Origin of the sequence: Pseudomonas sp. Root562 (assembly GCF_001427125.1) — a bacterium.
Taxonomy (GTDB): domain Bacteria; phylum Pseudomonadota; class Gammaproteobacteria; order Pseudomonadales; family Pseudomonadaceae; genus Aquipseudomonas.
The window spans coordinates 434,983-455,607 of sequence record NZ_LMGK01000020.1; the positions used below are offsets into that span (position 1 = coordinate 434,983).

A 20,625-nucleotide genomic window follows, 5' to 3' on the forward strand; every position below is an offset into this window, starting at 1 on the left:
ATCAGAAGATGCAGTTGCTGGGCATGATGCACTCTTGAAATCCACGACAGTGAGCCACCGACTGATTAGACTGCCAGGTATCGATCCCGGAGGTCACTCAATGAGCGCTGAACTTTCCCTCATCGTTTCAGAGTTTGAAACCGAAGAGCAGGCCGACAGCTACGACCGTTGGTTCCGTGCAAAAGTACAGACATCGCTCGATGATCCACACCCGAATGTTCCGCACGATCAGGTAATGGCTGACCTGCGCGCCCTAATCGAAAGCAAGCGCAATAAGCTCAATGCTGGTTGAGTGGCGACCCGAAGCCCGAACTGAGCTGTGGCAAATCATTGATTACATCGGCGACCGCCACCTTGTAGCCGCTAGCGAGCTGTACCAAGCCATTGAGGTTGCTACCTCAGCCCTTCCGCAACATCCCTACCTATATCGATTCGGTCGCGTACACGGTACGCGGGAGATTGTTGTTCATCCCAATTATCTGGTGTCTACCGGGTGACGGATCGAATCGAAATCGTATCCGTTTTGCATGCCAGGCAAGAATACCCGTGAAGCCTAACAGTGCTGGGTTGGTGTGGTTCTACGTCTGAATACCTTGGTCCGTTGAAGCCTGCACCTGAAATGTGCAATGCCTTATGCCAGATCGCAATTTTTCTGCCGACAGGCAAGCAAATGACATAACCGGAAAGCGATGGTGCCCTTGATGCGCAAGGAGCAACCAGCACCCACGCCGAGTGCCGATGCCCATTGAGCCTCGGCACTGTTCCTGAAAATCAGGCCTGAGGGGTTTTGCGGAAGCCGACGGCCAGGCGGTTCCAGCTGTTGATGGTGTTGATGGCGACTGTCAGGTCGACCAGTTCCTTGGGGCTGAACTGGGCCGCGACCACCTCGTAATCTTCATCCGGGGCGTGGGTCAGGCTGAGCTGGGTCAGGGATTCGGTCCACAGCAAAGCGGCGCGTTCACGTTCGGTGAAGAATGGCGCTTCACGCCAGGCAGTCACGGCAAACAGACGGCGTGGGGTTTCGCCGCCTTTGATCGCGTCAGCGGTGTGCATGTCGATGCAGAAGGCACAACCGTTGATTTGCGAGGCGCGCAACTTGACCAGTTCGATCAGGTTCTTTTCCAGCGGCAGCTTGGATACAGCGGTTTCCAGCGCAATCATGGCTTTGAGGGCGTCAGGGCTGGCGGTGTAGAAATCGATACGCGGTTGCATGGTGTGCTCCAGGGCAAATGGATGTGGAGCTACGTTAGTCTCGCGAGTGTTTTGGGCAAATAGCCAATATTCGAGAAGTCGAGGAGACCACCGACACAGGCCCCGAAAGAAAAGTACGAAATGTGAATTGCCATCACTCGGCCCGCCCTACTAGAATGCGATCAATTCTTAATTGCACTCACGCAGGATGCCCGAGTCGAGTACTTGCCCGCCATGCCGTCCGCCGATCAATCCCTGAACCAGCAAGTTCATCATCTCTACAGCGAACATCACGGTTGGCTGCAGAGTTGGCTGCATCGCAAACTGGGCAACCGTTGTGATGCGGCCGACCTGGCCCACGACACCTTCCTGCGCTTGTTGACACGTCAGGTGGTGAAACCGCTGGGCAGCGAGCCGCGGGCATTGCTGACGCACATTGCCAAAGGCCTGGTGATTGACCGCTGGCGGCGGCAGGACATCGAGCGCGCGTACCTGGAAACCATCGCGCATTTGCCGGCGGCCGAAGTGCCGTCGCCGGAAACCCGTCTGCTGATCCTCGAAACCCTGTGGCGCATCGAAGCGCTGCTACGGGAACTGCCCGCCGTCACCCGCGAAACGTTCTTGCTGTCGCAGATCGAGGGCCTTACGTACGCGCAGATCGCCACCCGTTTGAATGTCTCGTTGATCACCGTCAAACGCCACATGCGCACGGCGTTCATTGCCTGCCTGAGTGTCGCCTGATGAATTCGTCGATGATCAACCCGCAGATTCTTGGCGAAGCCGCCGACTGGCTGGTGCAACTGCATTCCGGCACGGCAACGGCCGCCGATCACCAGGCCATCGCCCAATGGCGCAGCCGCAGTGCCGAGCATGCCCAGGCCTGGCAGCGGGTCGAAGTACTGCTCGGGGATTTTCGTGGTGTGCCGGCCAACCTCGCCATGCAGACTTTGCAACGGGCTTCACGCAAAGAGGGCTTGAGTCGCCGACAGACCCTCACCCGCCTGGGCTTGTTGTTTATTGCCGGGCCCTTGGGTATGGCATCGCAACACCTGCCTTGGGAGCAATGGACCGCCGATCAGCGCACCGCCGTGGGTGAACAGAAAAACCTGCAACTGCCCGATGGCAGCCAGTTGCTGCTCAACACCGACAGCGCGGTGAACATCGCTTTCAATCCGCAAGAGCGACGCGTCCTGTTGCTCAATGGCGAAATGTTGATCAGCAGCGCCAAAGACCCCGGCGCGCGCCCCTTTATCGTCGAAACTCCGCAAGGCACGGCTCATGCGCAGGGCACCCGGTTTTGCGTGCGCACAGAAAACGCCACAAGTCAGGTGTCCGTTCTAGAAGGGCAAGTGGTGGTCACGCCGCAATTACTTAGCCAAGGCACGACCCTCAGTGCTGGCGAGCGTCAGCGCTTCAGGCTCGACAGGGCCGAGGCTGCGCAGCGTTTTGACCTCAACACCGTCGCTTGGGACAAGGGCATGCTGCTGGCCAACAACATGCGTCTGGATGAACTGTTGAGCGAACTTGGCCGCTACCGCCCGGGGGTATTGCGCTGCCACCCGGACGTCGCCGGGCTGCGTGTGTCGGGCGCATTTTCCCTGCGCGACACCGACGCCAGCCTGCGCCTGCTCAGCGATACCTTGCCGCTGAATATCAGCCGCATGACCCAATACTGGTTGACGGTCGAGCCGAGGGTCTGACGCCGACGACCTTTACCGCCGTCAGGCGCGCTTGAGCAACCACTGCAAAAACCCTTTCTTGCGCACCACAACCGGTTCTTCCTGAATCAGCGACTGCACCTTGTGCAAGCGGAAATCCAGCAAGGTTTTCATCGCATCGTTGATGTCGTGGCGAGCATCCAGGCACGGTTTCAGGTAGTCCTTTTCAATACGGTAAAGCGTGCAAAAAGTCTTCGCGGCAAACTCGGCAGCCGACGATGTGTCGGTGAGGATGCCAGCCTCGCCGATCACTTCCCCTGGCCCCATGCGCCCGGTTTCAATGAGCGCGCCGTGGACGTTCAACGTCACCGACACCACGCCGGACTCGATGATGAACAAGTGATGACTGACCTCCCCCGCCGCCAGGATCGTCTCGCCGGCACGGAAAGTCTGCAGGGCCATGTTCTGGCTGAAGGTTTCTTTCTCTTCCTGGCGCAAGGTCGAGAAAATCGGCGAACTGTCGAGCAACGCCCGTGGCCGTGAAGAATCGCTCTCGGGATTGGGCTCGACGCTCGAGAGCAAATTGATCCCGGACGCCCGCAAGTGCCGGAATGCCAGGTCGAACAGCTGATTGCGCACCGTGCGCTTTTCGCTCATCGAGGCAACGAACCCGCTGATTTCATAGTCCGCGCCAGCAGCGCTGGAGCTTTTGAGCGCCACCTTCGGCCCCGGCGCACTCAGCAGAATGCGGCAGCCTTGCATGGCCCGCTCGAGAGCATCGATCACGGTTTGCGGACGGACATGGGGGCTGACCTGCAAACTGATGGAAACGCCGAACATGTCACTGGGCCGGCTGAAGTTGGTGATCTTGGCCTTGGCCGCGAGCGAGTTGGGGATCACGATCATGCTGCCCTGGGATGTCTGCAACCGCGTGGCCCGCCAGTCGATGTCGATAACCCGACCTTCGGTGCCGTCGATGGCAATCCAGTCATCCAGTTGGTAGGGCTTGGTGGTATTGAGGACGATCCCGGAGAACACATCGCTGAGTGTGCTCTGCAACGCCAGGCCGACGATGATCGCCAGCGCGCCGGAAGTCGCCAGCACGCCTTTGACCGGCAAATCGAGCACATAGGCCAGCGCGGCAATCACCGCGATCAGGAAAATCAGCGCACCGAGCAGGTCCTGGAGCAATCGCCCGGTATGCCCGACCCTTTGCATCATCGCCGCGCCAATCAGCACCGTCAGGGTGCGCGCGGCGAATAACCACCAGGCGATCTGCAAACCGGTGGCCGCCAGGTGCAACGGCACGTTGTCCGCCCACGGCGCCGGCACCATCGGGTTCATGCCTTCGTTGAACAGCAAAACGCTGTACAGCGAAAAAATCACTACCCGCAGGAACAGTTTCCAGCTGTGGTGGTTGGCGTCGATCAAGCGCCACATGACCATATCGATCAGGATCAGGACCAAGGCGCAGATCAACGGGTGTTCGGCGATCAACGACAGCATCAAGCAACTCCGGCACAGGACAATGAACGCAAATATCGCACACATTGTAGCTGCCGCAGGCTGCGATCTTTTGATCCTGATTTTTATCGCTCCGAGAACGTCCGAAGATCAAGATCAAAAGACCGCAACCTGCGGTAGCTCCTGCAGTCAACCGTGCATCTGGCCGAAGCGGCCGGACTGGAAGTCGGCGAACGCCTGGTGGATTTCTTGCTCGCTGTTCATCACGAACGGGCCGTGACCAACGATAGGTTCATCAATCGGTTCGCCGCTGAGCAACAGCACCACTGCGTCGCTATTGGCTTCAAGGCTCAACTGATCGCCCTTGCGCTCGAACAGCGCCAGCTGCCCTTCTCGCACCAGTTCCAGGCCATTGACCTGGACCGTGCCGCGCAGCACCACCACTGCTGTGTTGCGACCTTCGTGCAAGTCCAGTGTCAGCAACTTGCCACCATTGAGGCGCAGGTCCCAGACATCGATGGGCGTGAAGGTGTGCGAAGGGCCGGTATGGCCATCGAATTCGCCGGCAATCAATCGCAGGCGGCCGGCGTTGTCCTTCAAGGCGATGCTCGGGATATCGCCATCGAGGATTGTCTGGTAACCGGGCTCGGCCATTTTGTCCTTGGCCGGCAAGTTGACCCACAGTTGCACCATCTCCAGCGTGCCGCCGATTTTGGCGAAGTCGCTGGAGTGGAACTCTTCATGCAGGATCCCGGAAGCGGCAGTCATCCATTGCACATCGCCGGGGCCGATCTTGCCGCCGCTGCCGGTGGAATCGCGGTGTTCCACTTCACCTTTGTAAACGATCGTCACGGTTTCAAAGCCGCGATGGGGATGCTGCCCCACACCACGTCGCTCGGTGGTCGGAGTGAATTCGGCGGGGCCGGCGTGATCGAGCAGCAGAAACGGACTGATGTGTTTGCCCAGGTTGTCGTAGGAAAACAGCGTGCGCACCGGAAAACCGTCGCCGACCCAATGGGTCCGTGGACTGGTGTAGATACCAATGATGTTTTTCATGGTGTCTCCTGATGAAGTGAGTAAGGCCATGGACAAAGCTTAAAACCATGACCTTTGCTGCACTAGACTGCAAAAATCAGTCTCTGTGTTCTATCGGGAGAACGATGGTGCAAGGCATCAACACCCTCTGATAGTGAGAAGCTCAGGATTTATGGGACTGGCGGACTTTTTATTCCGGACATAATATTACCGAGAATTACAACCATAATATCCGCTCCTGCCCGAGGTCTTGAATATGCAAAGCCCCAACCGCGAAGCCACCCTCGCCCAATGGATCGCCCAGGAACAGGCCATGCGCGCCCGACTTCAGGGGCCGGGCAGTTTGTCCATGGCCGAGGTCAGCGCCCTGTCGCCTGCCGAGTTTTTCGAAGGCATCGGCAACGGTGACCTGCCCTCGCCGCCCATTGGCGTGCTGATGGATTTCATCCCAATCGAATGGTCCGCCGGGCTGTTCGTTTTTCAGGGCACGCCCGATTCAAGGCACTACAACCCGCTGGGCACCGTGCACGGTGGCTATGCCGCAACGTTGCTGGACTCCTGCATGGGTTGTGCGATCCATACGCAATTGAAAAAAGGCCAGGGCTACACCACGCTGGACCTGCGCATCAGCTACGTCCGCGCCTTGAACAACGCCAGCGGCCCGGTGCGCGCCGAGGGCAAAATCGTCCATCTGGGGCGCTCGACAGCACTGGCCGAAGGGCGGATTTATGATGTGGATGGGCGCTTGTATGCGACAGGGACGACCACTTGCATGATTCTTGAGGCTCGAGGGTAAGGCTCCAGAACCGCGGTGCTGCCTTCGCAAGCGAGCCCACTCAGACATTTAATCTATATGGGACACAAAAAAGCCCGTGCTCACTGAAGATTAAATGTGGGAGCGGGGTCGCTCGCGAAGAGGACATTTCAAACGTCGATAACCTCACCGGAATACAGCGTTTCTTGACTTACGGTAAACATTGCTTTGCCCACCCAGCGGTTTTTCCCGCGAATGCAGGCGCGGATACTCAATGCATTCCCACTGCAACCTCTGGAGTCATTCATGTCTGTTCCCGCATTCGGTCTTGGTACTTTTCGCTTGCAAGGCCAGGTGGTCATCGATTCGGTCAGCACCGCTCTGGAACTTGGCTACCGGGCCATCGACACCGCGCAAATCTACGAAAACGAAGCTGAAGTCGGTGAAGCCATTGCCGCCAGCGGCATCCCCCGGCAAGAGCTGTTCATCACCAGCAAGATCTGGGTGGCCAATTTCGCCAAGGATCGTCTGCTTGAAAGCCTCAAGGAAAGCCTGCAAAAACTGCAGACCGACTACTTGGACCTGACGCTGATCCACTGGCCCTCGCCCGAAGACCAGGTATCGGTCGAAGAATTCATGGGCGCCCTGCTCGAAGCCAAGCGCCTGGGCCTGACTCGGCAGATCGGCGTGTCGAACTTCACCATCGACCTGATGCAACGGGCGATCGCCGCCGTCGGTGCCGAAAACATCGCCACCCACCAGATCGAACTGCACCCGTACTTGCAAAACCGCAAGGTGGTCGAGTTCGCGCAAAGCCAGGGTATCCAGATCACGTCGTACATGACCCTGGCCTATGGCGAAGTACTCAAGGACCCGGTCATTGCACACATCGCCGAGCGCCTTCAGGCGACACCGGCACAGGTCACCCTGGCTTGGGCCATGCAGTTGGGGTACGCGGTGATTCCCTCGTCGACCAAACGCATCAACCTCGCCAGCAACCTCAAGGCCTGTGGCATGCAGTTGAGTGACGCCGACATGGCGCTGATCTGCAGCCTGGATCGCGGCCAACGCCTGACCAGCCCCAAAGGCATCGCACCGAACTGGGATTAATCGCGCCTGACCTCAAGACTACGGTCCAGGCGCGTCATCGCCTGTTGCAGCTGATCGACGGCGGCGTCGATCAGCGAAGCGCGGCCCTCGCCGCAGGCACGCTCCAGTTGTTCGCAACACGTCACCAATGACTGCGCACGAACCATCTGCGCGCCGCCCTTGATACGGTGCGCCAGCTCTTGCAGGAGAGGATAATTGTGGGTGACATGTGCCTGCAGCAGACGCGCGCGATCATCGCGATTAGTCGCCATTACGTCGCGCAGCAATTCGGCGATCAGTTCATCGTCCGCACCGACATACTTCGCCAAACCGCTCAAGTCGATCTCGGCGTTTGGCCGTTGTTCGTTCGCGCCCGTCGGGAGGTGGCCGAACCTTTCGGCCAGCCATTTGCTCAAGTCGCCCAATCGAATCGGTTTGAACAGACAATCGTCCATACCCGCCTCAATACAGCGGATTTTTTCCTCCGGCTGTGCATTGGCGGTAAACCCCAGAATCAATGTCGGTGATCCGCCCTCGAACCGTTCTTCATCGCGGATCGCACCCGCCAGTTCATAACCACTGGCAACCGGCATGTTGCAATCGGTGATGACCAGGTCCACTTCGTGCCCGCGCCACTGCTCGAAACCCTGCTGGCCATCTTCCGCCAACAGCACGTGATGCCCCAGGTAGCTCAACTGCCGCGAAAGCAACAAGCGATTCGCCGGATAATCGTCAACCACCAGAATCAACAGCGCTCGAGTGGGTGGCAGGTCGTCATGCTTGGGTACTTCAATGGCCGGCAACGGTTGCAGCGCGATCAGCTCAAGGTTGATGTCCACTTGCGTACCGCTTCCGAGCACACTGTGGAGATGTAATCGGCCGCCCATCATTTCGCATATCGTGCGGCTGATCACCAGTCCAAGACCGGAACCCTGGCGGCCAGATTGCCGGCTATTGCCGGCCTGCACGAAGGGGCTGAACAATCGCTGCTGGTCCGCGGTGCTGATGCCGATGCCGCTGTCTTCTACACGCAGGCTGACCGCCAATCGATCGGATGACGTCGACACCGTGCGCAGAGTCAGGCTGACCTCACCTTCTTGGGTGAATTTGATCGCGTTGCTCAACAGGTTGGACAACACCTGCTTGAAGCGCGTGGGATCGACCAGCACATCGCGGTCGCTGTGTTCCTCAAGTTCGACCCGCCAGCGCAGGTTCTTTTGCTGCGCCAGGCCTTCAAACACCCGACCCACCGAGAGCACCAGGTCCTGCAGATTGGCCCGCTCCGGGGTCAGCGACAGATGACCGGACTCAATGCGCGCAATGTCCAGAATGTCGCCAATCAACCCCAGTAACTGTTGCCCGGCATTGGACGCCACCTCGATGGCCGCACGGTCGGTCACGCCCTCGTCCGCCCTTTTCAGCGCCAGTTCCAGCATGCCGATCAAGGCATTCATGGGCGTACGAATTTCATGGCTCATGGTTGCCAGAAACGTGGTCTTCGCCCGGTTTGCCTCATCGGCCGCCTCCTTGGCGTCTTGCAATTGGGCAAGCAATTGCTGGCGCTGACGGATCTGCCGACGCTGCCAGGCAATCCAGGCCAAAGCGAGCAACAACAAACTGCCGGCGACCGCAAAGGCCTGAAGAATTTGCTGGCGATGGCGCAACCAGTAACTCTGTTCGAGCATCAGGTCATTGCGCCAATACTGAGTCATCTCGTCGATTTCTTCGGGGGCAATGCTCAGCAACGCCTTGTCCAGAATCGAATGCAACTCTGTCGCGTTTCGACTGGTCGCCAGCGTGCCGCGAGCAGGTTCGACGCCGACGGTGCTGGTCACTTGCAATCGCCCACGATACAGCCGCGAAATCATGTAGCGGGCGCCGATCAACGAATTGATACCGCCATCGGCCCTGCCCTGCGCGACCTTCTCCATCGCATCCGCCGTCACCGATGCGTTGACCAGCCGGATCTGCGGAAAACTCTGACGGATGAATTCGCCAGCACTGTTGCCTTGGGTAACGGCAAGTGTTTTGCCGGCCATGTCGTCGAGGGTCGCGGGGCTGCCCGGTTCCACGCGGGTGACCAGCACATTCGGACTGGTGAGGAACGGACGGGTGAATAGCAATTGGGCTTCGCGTTCAATACTGGGGCTGATCCCCGCGACAAGGTCCACCTGCCCGGTCCTGATCCACTCAAGCATTTCAGCGACGGATTGGGTCGGTCGCATATCGAACTTCAAACCGGTGCGCAGGCTGACTTTTTCCAAAACGTCGGCAGCAATACCGCGAAATCGGCCTTCACTGTCGAAAAATGAAATGGGCATCATGTTTTCATTGATCGCCACCCGCAAACGCGGGTTTTGTTTGAGCCAGCGCTGCTCGACCACGCTTAGCTGCAATGGCTGGGTGCCGGAAACAGTGGCCCCCCCTGCGCCCCAGCGGCGCAAGATGCTGATCTGTTCATTGGCGCTGATCGCCGCCAATGCCTGGTTGACGATGCGCAATAACCGGCGATTGTCACCGGCCAGGGCAAACGCAAATCGGCCCGGTTCAATGGAGGAAAATTTCGCCAGTCGAACGTTGTTCAGGTAGTTCTTGCTGATCAGGTAATGGGCACTGATGGCATCACCCAGGTAGATATCCGCTTGCCCGAACGCCACGGCCCCCACCGCGCCCAGCGTCGAAGGAAACAACTCTACCCGAGCCCCGGGATAGAACTGCCGCACGTACTCTTCCGGCAAGTAGTGATACAACATCGCCAGACGTTTGCCGGCCAGCGCCCGATCCAGCGTTTGCGGTGAGTCGGTACGGGTGACCAACACCGGTTGATCGACGGCATAGGTACTGGACATCTGTAACTGCGGGTCTTGCGCCTCATAACTGTTGGCCGTTCCCAGCAGGTCGGCCGCTCCTTGCTTGAGGGCCTGCACCGCCTCGGCGCGTGTGGCGTAGCGGTGAACTTCAATCTCTGTCTGCAACAACTGTTTGAGCAGGTCGGCATAGTCTGCCGTCAGCCCCTCCAGGGCATGTCCCGTGGTGGTGATGTCGAAAGGTGGATAGTCGGGTGCTGACACCGCCAGCACCAATCGACGTTTTTGCTGCAGCCAGCGTGCATCGGCTTCCGACAGTTGGACGCTACCTCCTTCCACGCTGGAGCGCCCGAGCAGCGTCAGTGTTTGCGGTTGCGCACAGACACTCGATGCCCACAAACAAAGCACCAGCAACAAACGTTTTCTAAAGCTGCGCGAAAGTTCGATGGCGTTCTCTCAGATCAAATGATTACGCCGGGCAAGATCCCGCAGATGCACCGACGAATCCACGTTGAGTTTTTCAATCAAACGGGTTTTGTAGGTGCTGACGGTCTTGTGGCTCAAATGCATGATGTCGGCGATGGTCTTGTTGCTCATTCCGCGGGCCAGATGCTGAAAAATCGTCAACTCCCGGTCTGACAGATTGTCGATCATCTGTTTTTCACTGCGCTGCAACGTGCTCATCGACACTGAACTTGTGGGCAGCCGCGAGAAGTAGGTATATCCGCCCATCACCGCGTGCACCGCCTTGTGCAGGTGCTCAAGGTCGTTGGTCTTGGCGACATAGGCAGCGGCTCCGGCGCGCATGCAGCGATCCTGATAAAACGACGGCTCCTGAGAGGTAAAGACCACCACGCGACAATTCACCTCGCCCGCCTTGATGCGAGCCAACACATCAAGCCCATCGAGAAACGGCAGGTTCAGGTCCAGTATCACCAGTTCCGGTTGGTGTTCACGGATCATCGGCAGGACTTCATTACCGGTGGAGGCTTCGTAGATGCGTTTGTACCCTTCCAGCTTGAGGACGATTTTGACTGCGCCGCGAATCACCGGATGATCGTCCACAATCAGCACTGACTTCATGGCAACTCCTGGGCAATTACACGATAAACGGGCGCTGACAGTCTTTGAGCAAGGCGCGAATAGACGCAGCGGCTGCGCCTGGACTGTTGCATGGAAAGCGAGGCGAAACTACCTGACAGAAATGACAGTGCCGACAGACGGTCGCCGTGAATCCGCGAGGGCCATCAGCCGCTGGATCGAAGCGAGATCCGGCAACAAGGCATGGCTAACACTGACTTTGCGCTGCGCGCAGAGCGCGATTGCAGGCAGTTGCGCGCGCTGGCCGTCGTAGATCATCACGCGATCGAGCTGTTGGTTATCCAGGCAGAAATCCAGCAGGTCGAATTTTCCGTGTCCCATTGCGGCGTTGATGATCAACAGATCGAAAGGCTCGCTGGCGTACTCCACCAGAACCAGCAGCTCTGCCATGTCTTGCACCGGGGCCACCCGGTAATAACCGAGCTGGTTGAACCAGCGCTCGATTCTTAGCCGGTTAAAGTGTTGTTCATCCGCGATCAGGATGCGTATGGACTTTTTGAACAACGTGGCCTCCCCGGTCAGATTATTGAGGTGGCAAGACTACGGAAGACCCGAAGGCCTTTCTGTAGGACTTTTCCCAAATACCAATGCACCGGTTCGGTTTATCAGAGCGCAATCGCAGGCAAGCCCGCTCACGCAGGGATCTTCAGTGGACACAAAGATGTGTGATGAAAGATCGAACTGTGGGAACGGGCCCGCGATAACGCTTGTGCAGCCGGCAAATCTTTAGCTGGCAGTCGCCAATAACAGATCCTCCACCGAACTGGCATGCCCGCGATGCTTGCCATGGTCATACAGTGAGCCAGCGATTTCATCGGCGCGGATCGGCAGGATCGACAGCAACGTGTCGCTCAAGCCATGGCTGGCCTGGCAGAAGCCCTGCATATAAATGCCCGCCTTGCAGCGTTCGTCGGTGATCAGCTTGTAATTGCGGTCCACCTCGAAATCACCCAGATACGCTTGCAGCGGTGCCAGCAGTTTTCGGTGCATCTGCCGCTCGTATCCGGTGGCCAGCACTACCGCATCGTAATGGCGAGCCGTGACTTCGCCGGTGGCATTGTTGCGCACCGCCAGTTCGATACCGCGCTCAGTGGCGGTGGCTGTCTCGATGGTGGTCAGGGTGCGGAACGCGTGACGGGCAATGCCCGAGACTTTCTGGCGATAGAAAATGCCGTAGATGCGTTCGATCAGGTCGATGTCCACGACCGAGTAGTTGGTGTTGTGGTACTCGTTGACCAGACGCTCACGCTCGCTGCTCTGCTGGTGGAATACCAGGTCGGTGAACTCCGGCGAGAAGACTTCGTTGACGAATGGGCTGTCGTCGGCTGGCTTGAGCGCCGAGCCGCGCAGAATCATGTCGACCTGCACCGAAGGAAAGCTGTCGTTGAGATCGATGAACGCTTCCGCCGCACTCTGCCCACCACCGATGATCGCGATGCTCATCGGCTGGTTGTTCACGCACGGCTGCCTGGCCATTTGCGCCAGGTACTGCGAATGATGGAACACCCGGCCATCCTCTTTCAGCGCCTTGAACGCTTCGGGAATACGCGGCGTGCCACCGGCGCTGACCACCACGGCACGCGCGGTGCGCACATGTTGATGGCCCGTCGAATCACGGGAAATCACGCGTAGCGCTTCAACCTGCTGGTTGTGCAGCACCGGCTCGATGGTCAGCACTTCTTCGCCGTAGCGGCTCTGAGGCTCGAATTGCGCGGCAACCCAGCGCAGGTAGTCGTTGTACTCCATGCGGCACGGATAAAAGGTGCCCAGGTTGATGAAGTCGACCAGGCGCCCGTGGGCCTTGAGGTAATTGACGAACGAATAAGGGCTGGTCGGGTTGCGCAAGGTCACCAGGTCCTTGAGGAAGGAAATCTGCAACTCGCTCTGGGTCGACAGCGTGTTGCCGTGCCAGCTGTAGTTCGCCTGTTTGTCGAGAAACAGCACATCCAGTTCGCCCTGGATCGGACCGCGCTCTTGCAGAGCGATGGCCAGCGCCAGGTTCGAAGGGCCGAAGCCGACGCCGATCAGGTCGTGAACGATGGGCGATGCAATTGCCTGTGTCATTTCCAGTGTCCTCTGGATGAACCCCGGGGCGACGGGGCAAGGAGAGCCTAAGTGACCTGACCGGCCTGGAGCAGGACAGTAGGTCGTCTGTTGAGTAGGAACGAGGACAGTGAAATAAAATTTAACCGCAAGGCATCAAAGGACGCCGATCAGTGCGCATCCCATTGCTGCATGCGCACCCGGCAATGTTTCATCGCATTGACGATGTGCTTTTCGACCATGGCCCTGGAAATACCCAACTGCTCGGCGATTTGCGGATGTGACAGGCCTTCGATCTTGCGCAGCAGAAAACTCTCGCGACACAACCGAGGCAATTCCGCCAACGCGCGCTGGAGCATGTCCAGGCGCTGGCCGTGATCGAGGCTGTTGAGGGGTGACGGGGAGAAGTAACGCTCCTCGTTGTCCAGCACATCCAGCGGCTCGACCTGGCGCAGTGCATTGCGCCGATGATCGTCGATCACCAGGTTCAGCGCCGTACGATAAAGAAACGCCCGCGGTTGCTCGATCGGCGCGTCGCTGGAGCGCTCCAGGACTCGCAGATAAGCGTCATGCACCACATCTTCGGCAACCTGTCGGTTGCCGAGCTTGGCGTTCAGGAAACACACCAGCTCGCGATAGTAGTTTTCCAACATGACTCCGGCACGGGGACGGTCTTGAGCCACTTCATCGACCAGAAAACAGGCAATGGCACGATAGTGGCAATTGAGCTGCGTAATTTATAGTAATTCTCATATAGATTTAAAGTATTGCTTTGTCTTGGCTGACAAATAGTTGTCGGGCCGTGGAAACCTCCGAATTACACAATACCTGTGGGAGCTGGCTTGCCAGCGATGGCGGAGTATCAGCCGGCACATTCACTGACTGATCCACCGCTATCGCTGGCAAGCCAGCTGCCACAGGAGGGTTGTATCACCCAGGCACGCGGCAGCTGTCACGCCATATGTCCCAGGCTAAATTCCCCAATGGCTTCTTCGTTTACAGGACAGCTACCCGTCTCTATCCGCCCCCCGCGCTGAACGACGGGCCGAAATCCTTTGGCCGGAACCCTGCATGAAACGTCCCCGTCCCGCCCGACGCGCCCTGCTTGCTGCGCTCTGTCTGATCCCCGTTATCGCCGTCGCCGCCTGGCAGATCATCCCTCCTGGCCGAGACCAGTTCGTCACGGTGCAGGTCACCCGCGCCGATATCGAAAGCAGCGTGACCGCGCTAGGCACCTTGCAACCGCGGCGTTATGTCGATGTCGGCGCGCAGGCGTCCGGGCAAATCCACAAGATCCATGTGGAAGTCGGAGATGTCGTCAAGGAAGGCCAGTTGCTGGTGGAAATCGATCCATCCACGCAACAGGCCAAACTCGACGCTGGACGTTTTTCCATCGAAAACCTCAAGGCACAGCTTGAAGAACAGCGCGCGCTGCACGAACTCGCCCGGCAAAAATTCCAGCGTCAACAGCATCTCAAGGCCGGTGGCGCCACCCGCGAAGAAGATGTGCAGACCGCCCAGGCCGAACTGCGCGCCACCCAAGCGCGCATCGACATGTTCCAGGCGCAGATTCGCCAGGCCCAGGCCAGCCTGCGCAGCGATCAGGCCGAACTCGGCTACACCCGGATCTACGCGCCGATGTCCGGCACCGTAGTCGCACTCGACGCCCGCGAGGGCCAGACCCTCAATGCCCAGCAGCAGACGCCGTTGATTCTGCGTATCGCCAAACTGTCACCGATGACGGTTTGGGCCGAAGTTTCTGAAGCCGATATCGGCCACGTCAAACCCGGCATGACGGCCTGGTTCACCACCCTCAGCGGTGGCGCCCGACGCTGGAAAAGCACCGTGCGACAAATTCTGCCGGTGCCGCCAAAACCTCTCGACCAAACCAGTCAGGGTGGTGGCAGCCCCGCCAGTTCAAGCAAAAGCGGCAGCGCTCGGGTGGTGCTGTATACCGTACTGCTCGACGTCGATAACGCCGATAACGCGTTGATGGCAGAAATGACCACCCAGGTATTTTTTGTCGCCGATCAGGCGCAAAACGTTCTCACCGCGCCGATTGCGGCGCTGCAAGCCGGCGCACAAGCCGACAGCCAGACCGCGCAAGTGGTTGCCAAAAACGGCAGCATCGAACAACGCAACGTCCGCACCGGCATCAGCGATCGTCTGCGGGTGCAGATTCTCGACGGCCTGCAAGAAGGCGATCACCTGTTGATCGGCCCGGCCGACGGGAGTGGCGGTTGAATGCAAACGCCCCTGATCGAACTGCAGGACATCCGCAAGGCCTATGGCGGTGGCGACGCACCTGAAGTTCACGTGTTGCGCGGCATTGACCTGTCGATCCATGCCGGGGAATTCGTGGCGATTGTCGGCGCGTCCGGTTCCGGCAAGTCGACGCTGATGAACATCCTCGGCTGCCTCGACCGGCCGACCTCGGGCGAGTACCGCTTCGCCGGGGAAAATGTCGCGGCGCTCGACAGTGACGAACTGGCCTGGTTGCGCCGCGAAGCGTTCGGCTTCGTGTTTCAGGGTTACCACCTGATTCCATCCGGCTCGGCCCAGGAAAACGTCGAGATGCCGGCCATCTACGCCGGCACTCCGGCTGCCGAGCGCCACGCCCGCGCCGCCGCCCTGCTCGACCGCCTCGGCCTGGGCGCGCGTACAGGCAACCGCCCGCACCAACTCTCGGGCGGGCAACAGCAACGGGTGTCGATTGCCCGCGCCTTGATGAATGGCGGCCACATCATCCTGGCCGACGAACCCACCGGCGCCCTCGACAGCCACAGCGGCAAGGAAGTCATGGCGCTGCTTGACGAACTGGCGAGCCAGGGCCACGTCGTGATCCTGATCACCCACGATCGCGAAGTGGCGGCCCGGGCCAAACGCATCATTGAAATACGCGATGGCCTGATCATCAGTGACAGCGCCCGTGACAATCCCGCCGCGCAACAGTCGGCAACCTCCGGTGCACTGCAAGCCGTCGATTTGCGTAAGCGCCTGAGCGAAGGTGCCCAAGCTACCGGTGCCTGGAAAGGCGAACTGGTCGACGCGGTCCAGGCCGCCTGGCGGGTGATGTGGATCAACAAGTTCCGTACTGCGCTGACCCTGCTCGGGATCATCATCGGCGTCGCTTCGGTGGTGGTGATGCTGGCCGTGGGCGAAGGCAGCAAGCGTCAGGTCATGGCGCAGATGGGCGCGTTCGGCTCCAACATCATTTACCTCAGCGGGTCGTCGCCCAACCCGCGTACACCGCTGGGCATCGTCACCCTCGACGAAGTCAAGGCCGTGGCCAGCCTGCCGCAAGTGATGCGCATCATGCCGGTCAACGGCCAGGAAGCCGGGGTGCGCTTCGGCAACCTCGACCATTTGAGCTACGTCGGCGGCAACGACACCAACTTCCCCGCGATCTTCAACTGGCCTGTAGTCGAAGGCAGTTACTTCACCGAAGCCGACGAACAGAACGCGGCAGCCGTGGCGGTGATCGGCCATAAGGTCCGCACTAAACTGCTCAAGGACGTGGCCAACCCGATTGGCCAATACATCCTGATCGAGAACGTGCCGTTCCAGGTGGTCGGGGTGCTGGCGGAAAAAGGTGCCAGCTCCGGCGACTCCGACAGCGACGACCGCATCGCCATCCCCTACTCCGCCGCCAGCGTGCGCCTGTTCGGCACACACAACCCGGAGTACATCGCGATTGCCGCCGCCGATGCGCGCAAGGTCAAGGAAACGGAACGCGCCATCGAGCAATTGATGCTGCGCCTGCACAACGGCAAGAAGGATTTCGAACTGACCAACAACGCGGCGATGATCCAGGCCGAAGCGCGCACGCAGAACACCCTGTCGCTGATGCTCGGTTCGATTGCCGCGATTTCGCTGCTGGTGGGCGGTATCGGTGTGATGAACATCATGCTCATGACTGTGCGTGAGCGCACTCGCGAGATCGGTATTCGCATGGCCACCGGCGCCCGGCAGCGGGATATCCTGCGCCAGTTTCTGACGGAAGCCGTGATGCTGTCGGTCGTCGGCGGGCTCGCCGGAATTGCCCTGGCGCTGATCGTCGGTGGCGTGCTGGTCCTCAGCGAAGTCGCGGTCGCCTTCTCCCTGATAGCGGTGCTGGGCGCCTTCGGCTGCGCCCTGGTCACCGGTGTTGTCTTCGGCTTCATGCCGGCCCGCAAAGCTGCTCGACTCGACCCGGTCACGGCCCTTACCAGTGAATAAACGATTGATGAAGCCGCCACTCAGCCTGTTGACTCTGTGTTTGTTGCTCAGCGCTTGCGGCAGCCCTGCCCAGCGCCCGGACAGCGGCGTTGTGCCGCCCGCCGCCTGGCAATCGCCGCACACCGCAGGCGCCGTTCACGACAATCAGCAATGGTGGAACCGCTTCGGCAGCCCGCAACTGGGACGGCTGATCGAACAGGCCCGGGTCGGCAGTTACGACCTGGCCGCTGCCATCGCCCGAGTGCGCCAGGCACAGGCTGAAACGGTAGTCGCTGGTGGTTCACGGTTGCCCGAAGTCAAGGCCGGGGCCAACGCCAACCGGCAAAAACTGCTGCGCGGCAGCGGTTACAGCCAACTCGACGCCGACAGCAGTAATGACGCTGTGGATTACTTCGACGCCAATCTCACCGCGAGTTACGAAGTCGATTTCTGGGGCGGCCAGCGTGCCTCCCGCGACAGTGCGCAATTTGCCCTGCGCGCCAGCGAATTCGATCAGGCGACCGTTGAGCTGACGCTGCTGAGCGGCGTGGCCAGCGGCTACGCACAGACCTTGTCGCTGCAAGAGCAAAGCCGCATTGCCGAGTTGAATCTGGCCAACGCGCAGAGTGTGTTGAAACTGGTGCAGACCCGTTTTGACGCGGGCTCGGCGACGGCGCTGGAACTGGCTCAGCAGAAAAGCCTGGTGGCCGCGCAGCAACGCCAGTTGCCGCTGGTGCAGCAGCAGGTCAGGGACGCGCAGATCAGCCTCGCCACCCTGCTCGGCCGTCCGGTGCAGGCATTGTCTTTGGGCCAGGAGCGCTTCGATCAACTGTCATGGCCAGCCATTGATGCCGGGGTGCCCAGCCAATTACTCAGCCGTCGACCGGACATCGCCCGCGCCGAAGCACAACTGGCCGCCGCCCAGGCCGACGTCACCGTAGCCCGCGCCGCCATGTTGCCGACCGTGACCCTGAGCGCGGAAATCGGCTCCGGCGCCGATCGTGCCGCAGACATTCTGCGCAGTCCCTTCTACAACCTCACCGCCGGTTTGCTCTCGCCGGTGTTCAACAATGGCCGCCTCGGCGCCGAACGCGACAAGGCCACAGCGCGACAGCAAGAGCTGCTGGAAACCTATAGTGGCGCAATCATCAATGGTTTCGCCGAAGTGGAAAAAGCGCTGAACAGCATTCGCGGGCTGGACGAACAACGGCAGTGGCAAAGTGAAGAACTGCAACAGGCGCAAACCGCGTTCAACCTTGCGCAAAGTCGCTATGAAGCGGGGGCCGAGGATTTACTGACCGTGCTGGAAACCCAGCGCACGCTGTATGCGGCGCAGGACTTGAATGTGCAACTGCGGCTGTCGCGGATGCAGGCGAGTATTGCGCTGTACAAGGCGCTTGGGGGTGGGTGGCAGGCTATGTGATTTGTGGCGATTGATCGTTCCCACGCTCTGCGTGGGAATGCCTCCACGGACGCTCCGCGTTCGGCTCTGGATGGGACGCAGAGCGTCCCGGGCTGCATTCCCACGCGGAGCGTGGGAACGATCACTGCGGTGCTCAGGCCTGACTTTGTTTGGCCTTTAAATGCCGCGCATACCAAGGTCGTTGCGGCACTTTGCGAAACAGGTCTTCGAGCTTCTTTTCATCCTCGCCAAAGGTAATCCGCAGCGCCAGCTTCATGGTTTCCGGGTCCATTTCCACTGACTTACCCGCCTGCAACCCCGGTGTGGTGCTGCAACCATGGGTGGCCGGACCGAGCCACGGGTCGGCGATCTCGACCCAACGCCCCGGTGCGAACCACGGCACACCGTTGACCTCAAGCCGGCTGACCTGCCCCGGATGAAAGCGCTCATGGGCGCGGAACCAGTCTTCCAGGCGATCATCGATCCAGCCATGGAAATGCCAGAACACCGGATTCACGTGAGAGGAAAACGGATCACCGAGAAAATCGTTTTCCGGCGCATACCAACGCGCCGAGAAGTCCGCCGGATCCCGGGCGAACGGCACCGGCTGACCGTTGGATGGGTCACGCGGCACCGAGGCCCAGCGCATGTGCAGCCAGTCGTGCAGACCCAACTCCACCTCCGAGCCGAACTGCCCCAGCGTCAACTTCGACAGATAACGCGGATCGCGGTACTGCGATTCCCAAACCTGGAAATTGCTGTGGTAGGTCTCGGCAGTCTTGATATCGCTGACCCACTGCGAGTACTCGTCATCGTCCTCGGCCAGCCAGGTCGGCGGCAGCGCGGTGCCGTCGTGATTGTCGAAATAGTTGGCGAAGCCGATGCGGTCCCGGGCCAGTTCGGGCTGCGGCAGCGGGAAATGCGTCCACGACGGCAGATCCTGCATTGAGCGCGCGGTGCCGAGCATGTGCCGGTGCATGAAGAAAAAATCCACGCCCGAGCCGTTGCGATCCTTGCGTTTGCCACGGGCATCTCGCTCCTGGTCCCGCGGACCGGGTTGCCAGCCAATACCGCGCAAGGCATTGCGCTTGTCTTCGGGCAAGGTATGCCACTTGTCCCGGGACGCATGCCAGAGCTGGTGAAACAGGCGATGCTCCTGGGACGTCAGCCACGCCAATAGCGGCGGGTTCAAACCGGTGCGCTCCCGGGCTTCGGGGAAGACTTTTTTCACGGCAACAAAACGGTTGTCCTGCGCCGTCAGCATCAAGGGTCGATCCAGATCCAGCACGCGACCACTGAGTGAGCCGCTGCCGGCATTGCCGAACCCGGCCCAGACCTCATCGAGCGCCATGCTGAATTCGTAATCGCAGCTTCCCGTCGCGCTCACCAGTCGCCAGCTCAACTGCGCCGGTTTGGCACTGGCCAGATCACCGAGCACCCGGTAGCGGGGTTGTTCGCTGGAGCGCAGACGTTCAGCGGTGTCGAGAAAACCGATCAGGCCACGGCCCTTGTGACCGATGTCGAGAAACACTTCCAGCCCTTCGCGCGGCAAACCTTCAAGACCTGCGTCACGGCCTTCGAAACGAATCTGCCAGACTCCGCGCAGGGTGTCCGCCAAGCGCTGGCCGGCGACATCCGCGACATCGAATGAAGCTTCACCCGGCGTGATTGTCGGGTCCGGTTTCGTCCATTGGCGATGCCCATAAAAAGCCGCAGGCACGGCAGCGCCGGTCAGCGCCAGGCCCGCCATGAACCATCGTCGAGAAATCGTCATTGCCCTACCTGTGTCAGCCATGGAGCAGGCTTTATCCAAGCTAGAACGTTTGTTGCCCTGCGAAATTTAAAAGCACCGCTGGCAAGCCAGCTCCCACAGGTATCGAGTTT

The 20,625-nt window shown here is 59.8% G+C and carries 17 protein-coding genes and 1 pseudogene; 9 read left to right on the forward strand and 9 right to left on the reverse strand.

All coding sequences use genetic code 11. The features are described from left to right. Positions 1–100 precede the first annotated feature (100 nt). Entirely contained in the window at positions 101–292 is a 192-nt protein-coding gene (gene relB, locus ASD60_RS15660) for a type II toxin-antitoxin system RelB family antitoxin (RefSeq protein ID WP_056854859.1), read from the forward strand. Then, positions 282–550 (forward strand): annotated as a pseudogene (locus tag ASD60_RS28395) (type II toxin-antitoxin system RelE/ParE family toxin). Before relB ends, ASD60_RS28395 begins: the two are co-directional and overlap by 11 nt. Positions 551–771: 221 nt before the next feature. On the opposite strand, the gene ASD60_RS15665 reads toward ASD60_RS28395, so the two are convergent. Further along, the gene (locus ASD60_RS15665; protein WP_056854860.1) at positions 772–1,212 is read right to left on the reverse strand and encodes a carboxymuconolactone decarboxylase family protein; all 441 of its coding nucleotides are present in this window, start codon (positions 1,210–1,212) and stop codon (positions 772–774) included. A 213-nt stretch (positions 1,213–1,425) separates the two neighbouring features. Between ASD60_RS15665 and ASD60_RS15670 the strand changes: the two genes are divergently transcribed. Both ASD60_RS15670 and ASD60_RS15675 read left to right on the forward strand, forming a co-directional pair. Beyond that, complete coding sequence (locus ASD60_RS15670) at positions 1,426–1,932, forward strand: sigma-70 family RNA polymerase sigma factor (protein WP_056854861.1); 507 nt, start codon at positions 1,426–1,428, stop codon at positions 1,930–1,932. Further along, on the forward strand, positions 1,932–2,891 hold the full coding sequence (locus tag ASD60_RS15675) for a FecR domain-containing protein (protein WP_056854862.1): 960 nt from the start codon (positions 1,932–1,934) through the stop codon (positions 2,889–2,891). Before ASD60_RS15670 ends, ASD60_RS15675 begins: the two co-directional genes overlap by 1 nt. A gap of 21 nt (positions 2,892–2,912) precedes the next feature. Here the strand turns inward: ASD60_RS15675 and ASD60_RS15680 are convergent, their stop codons facing one another. Both ASD60_RS15680 and ASD60_RS15685 read right to left on the reverse strand, forming a co-directional pair. Then, positions 2,913–4,355 carry a mechanosensitive ion channel family protein gene (locus tag ASD60_RS15680; protein WP_056854863.1) on the reverse strand — a complete coding sequence of 481 codons (1,443 nt, stop codon included), beginning with the start codon at positions 4,353–4,355 and terminating at the stop codon, positions 2,913–2,915. Between the two features lie 147 nt (positions 4,356–4,502). After that, positions 4,503–5,369, reverse strand: a complete 867-nt coding sequence (locus ASD60_RS15685; RefSeq protein WP_056854864.1) for a pirin family protein — start codon at positions 5,367–5,369, stop codon at positions 4,503–4,505. A gap of 235 nt (positions 5,370–5,604) precedes the next feature. Between ASD60_RS15685 and ASD60_RS15690 the strand changes: the two genes are divergently transcribed. Then, entirely contained in the window at positions 5,605–6,144 is a 540-nt protein-coding gene (locus tag ASD60_RS15690) for a PaaI family thioesterase (RefSeq protein ID WP_056854865.1), read from the forward strand. Positions 6,145–6,408: 264 nt separating this feature from the next. Further along, positions 6,409–7,212 carry a 2,5-didehydrogluconate reductase DkgB gene (gene dkgB, locus ASD60_RS15695; RefSeq protein WP_056854866.1) on the forward strand — a complete coding sequence of 268 codons (804 nt, stop codon included), beginning with the start codon at positions 6,409–6,411 and terminating at the stop codon, positions 7,210–7,212. Here the strand turns inward: dkgB and ASD60_RS15700 are convergent. From ASD60_RS15700 to ASD60_RS15720, 5 genes are all read right to left on the reverse strand, one after another. Beyond that, the gene (locus ASD60_RS15700; protein WP_056854867.1) at positions 7,209–10,415 is read right to left on the reverse strand and encodes a transporter substrate-binding domain-containing protein; all 3,207 of its coding nucleotides are present in this window, start codon (positions 10,413–10,415) and stop codon (positions 7,209–7,211) included. The genes dkgB and ASD60_RS15700 overlap by 4 nt on opposite strands. 39 nt (positions 10,416–10,454) lie before the next feature. Then, positions 10,455–11,081 (reverse strand): response regulator transcription factor, encoded by a 627-nt coding sequence (locus ASD60_RS15705; protein ID WP_056854868.1) that lies wholly within the window; start codon positions 11,079–11,081, stop codon positions 10,455–10,457. Positions 11,082–11,189: 108 nt separating this feature from the next. After that, entirely contained in the window at positions 11,190–11,603 is a 414-nt protein-coding gene (locus ASD60_RS15710; RefSeq protein ID WP_056854869.1) for a hypothetical protein, read from the reverse strand. A gap of 222 nt (positions 11,604–11,825) precedes the next feature. Further along, the gene (locus ASD60_RS15715; protein ID WP_056854870.1) at positions 11,826–13,163 is read right to left on the reverse strand and encodes a lysine N(6)-hydroxylase/L-ornithine N(5)-oxygenase family protein; all 1,338 of its coding nucleotides are present in this window, start codon (positions 13,161–13,163) and stop codon (positions 11,826–11,828) included. 149 nt (positions 13,164–13,312) lie between these two features. After that, entirely contained in the window at positions 13,313–13,825 is a 513-nt protein-coding gene (locus ASD60_RS15720; protein ID WP_082557599.1) for a sigma-70 family RNA polymerase sigma factor, read from the reverse strand. Positions 13,826–14,213: 388 nt separating this feature from the next. Between ASD60_RS15720 and ASD60_RS15725 the strand changes: the two genes are divergently transcribed. Genes ASD60_RS15725 through ASD60_RS15735 form a run of 3 tightly spaced genes read left to right on the forward strand, consistent with a single transcriptional unit; the run spans position 14,214 to position 18,762 of the window. Beyond that, positions 14,214–15,386 (forward strand): efflux RND transporter periplasmic adaptor subunit, encoded by a 1,173-nt coding sequence (locus ASD60_RS15725; protein WP_056854872.1) that lies wholly within the window; start codon positions 14,214–14,216, stop codon positions 15,384–15,386. After that, positions 15,387–17,360 (forward strand): MacB family efflux pump subunit, encoded by a 1,974-nt coding sequence (locus ASD60_RS15730; RefSeq protein WP_056854873.1) that lies wholly within the window; start codon positions 15,387–15,389, stop codon positions 17,358–17,360. 7 nt (positions 17,361–17,367) lie between these two features. Then, entirely contained in the window at positions 17,368–18,762 is a 1,395-nt protein-coding gene (locus ASD60_RS15735) for an efflux transporter outer membrane subunit (protein ID WP_056854874.1), read from the forward strand. Between the two features lie 133 nt (positions 18,763–18,895). Here the strand turns inward: ASD60_RS15735 and pvdP are convergent, their stop codons facing one another. Beyond that, positions 18,896–20,515 carry a pyoverdine maturation tyrosinase PvdP gene (gene pvdP / locus ASD60_RS15740; RefSeq protein ID WP_056854875.1) on the reverse strand — a complete coding sequence of 540 codons (1,620 nt, stop codon included), beginning with the start codon at positions 20,513–20,515 and terminating at the stop codon, positions 18,896–18,898. Positions 20,516–20,625: the final 110 nt, after the last annotated feature.

Excerpts from the sequence above, each read along its gene's own strand:
- relB (WP_056854859.1), top strand. The coding sequence starts at position 101 with ATGAGCGCTGAACTTTCCCTCATCGTTTCAGAGTTTGAAACCGAAGAG.
- ASD60_RS15665 (WP_056854860.1), bottom strand. The coding sequence starts at position 1,212 with ATGCAACCGCGTATCGATTTCTACACCGCCAGCCCTGACGCCCTCAAA.
- ASD60_RS15670 (WP_056854861.1), top strand. The coding sequence starts at position 1,426 with ATGCCGTCCGCCGATCAATCCCTGAACCAGCAAGTTCATCATCTCTAC.
- ASD60_RS15675 (WP_056854862.1), top strand. The coding sequence starts at position 1,932 with ATGAATTCGTCGATGATCAACCCGCAGATTCTTGGCGAAGCCGCCGAC.
- ASD60_RS15680 (WP_056854863.1), bottom strand. The coding sequence starts at position 4,355 with ATGCTGTCGTTGATCGCCGAACACCCGTTGATCTGCGCCTTGGTCCTG.
- ASD60_RS15685 (WP_056854864.1), bottom strand. The coding sequence starts at position 5,369 with ATGAAAAACATCATTGGTATCTACACCAGTCCACGGACCCATTGGGTC.
- ASD60_RS15690 (WP_056854865.1), top strand. The coding sequence starts at position 5,605 with ATGCAAAGCCCCAACCGCGAAGCCACCCTCGCCCAATGGATCGCCCAG.
- dkgB (WP_056854866.1), top strand. The coding sequence starts at position 6,409 with ATGTCTGTTCCCGCATTCGGTCTTGGTACTTTTCGCTTGCAAGGCCAG.
- ASD60_RS15705 (WP_056854868.1), bottom strand. The coding sequence starts at position 11,081 with ATGAAGTCAGTGCTGATTGTGGACGATCATCCGGTGATTCGCGGCGCA.
- ASD60_RS15715 (WP_056854870.1), bottom strand. The coding sequence starts at position 13,163 with ATGACACAGGCAATTGCATCGCCCATCGTTCACGACCTGATCGGCGTC.
- ASD60_RS15725 (WP_056854872.1), top strand. The coding sequence starts at position 14,214 with ATGAAACGTCCCCGTCCCGCCCGACGCGCCCTGCTTGCTGCGCTCTGT.
- ASD60_RS15730 (WP_056854873.1), top strand. The coding sequence starts at position 15,387 with ATGCAAACGCCCCTGATCGAACTGCAGGACATCCGCAAGGCCTATGGC.
- ASD60_RS15735 (WP_056854874.1), top strand. The coding sequence starts at position 17,368 with ATGAAGCCGCCACTCAGCCTGTTGACTCTGTGTTTGTTGCTCAGCGCT.
- pvdP (WP_056854875.1), bottom strand. The coding sequence starts at position 20,515 with ATGACGATTTCTCGACGATGGTTCATGGCGGGCCTGGCGCTGACCGGC.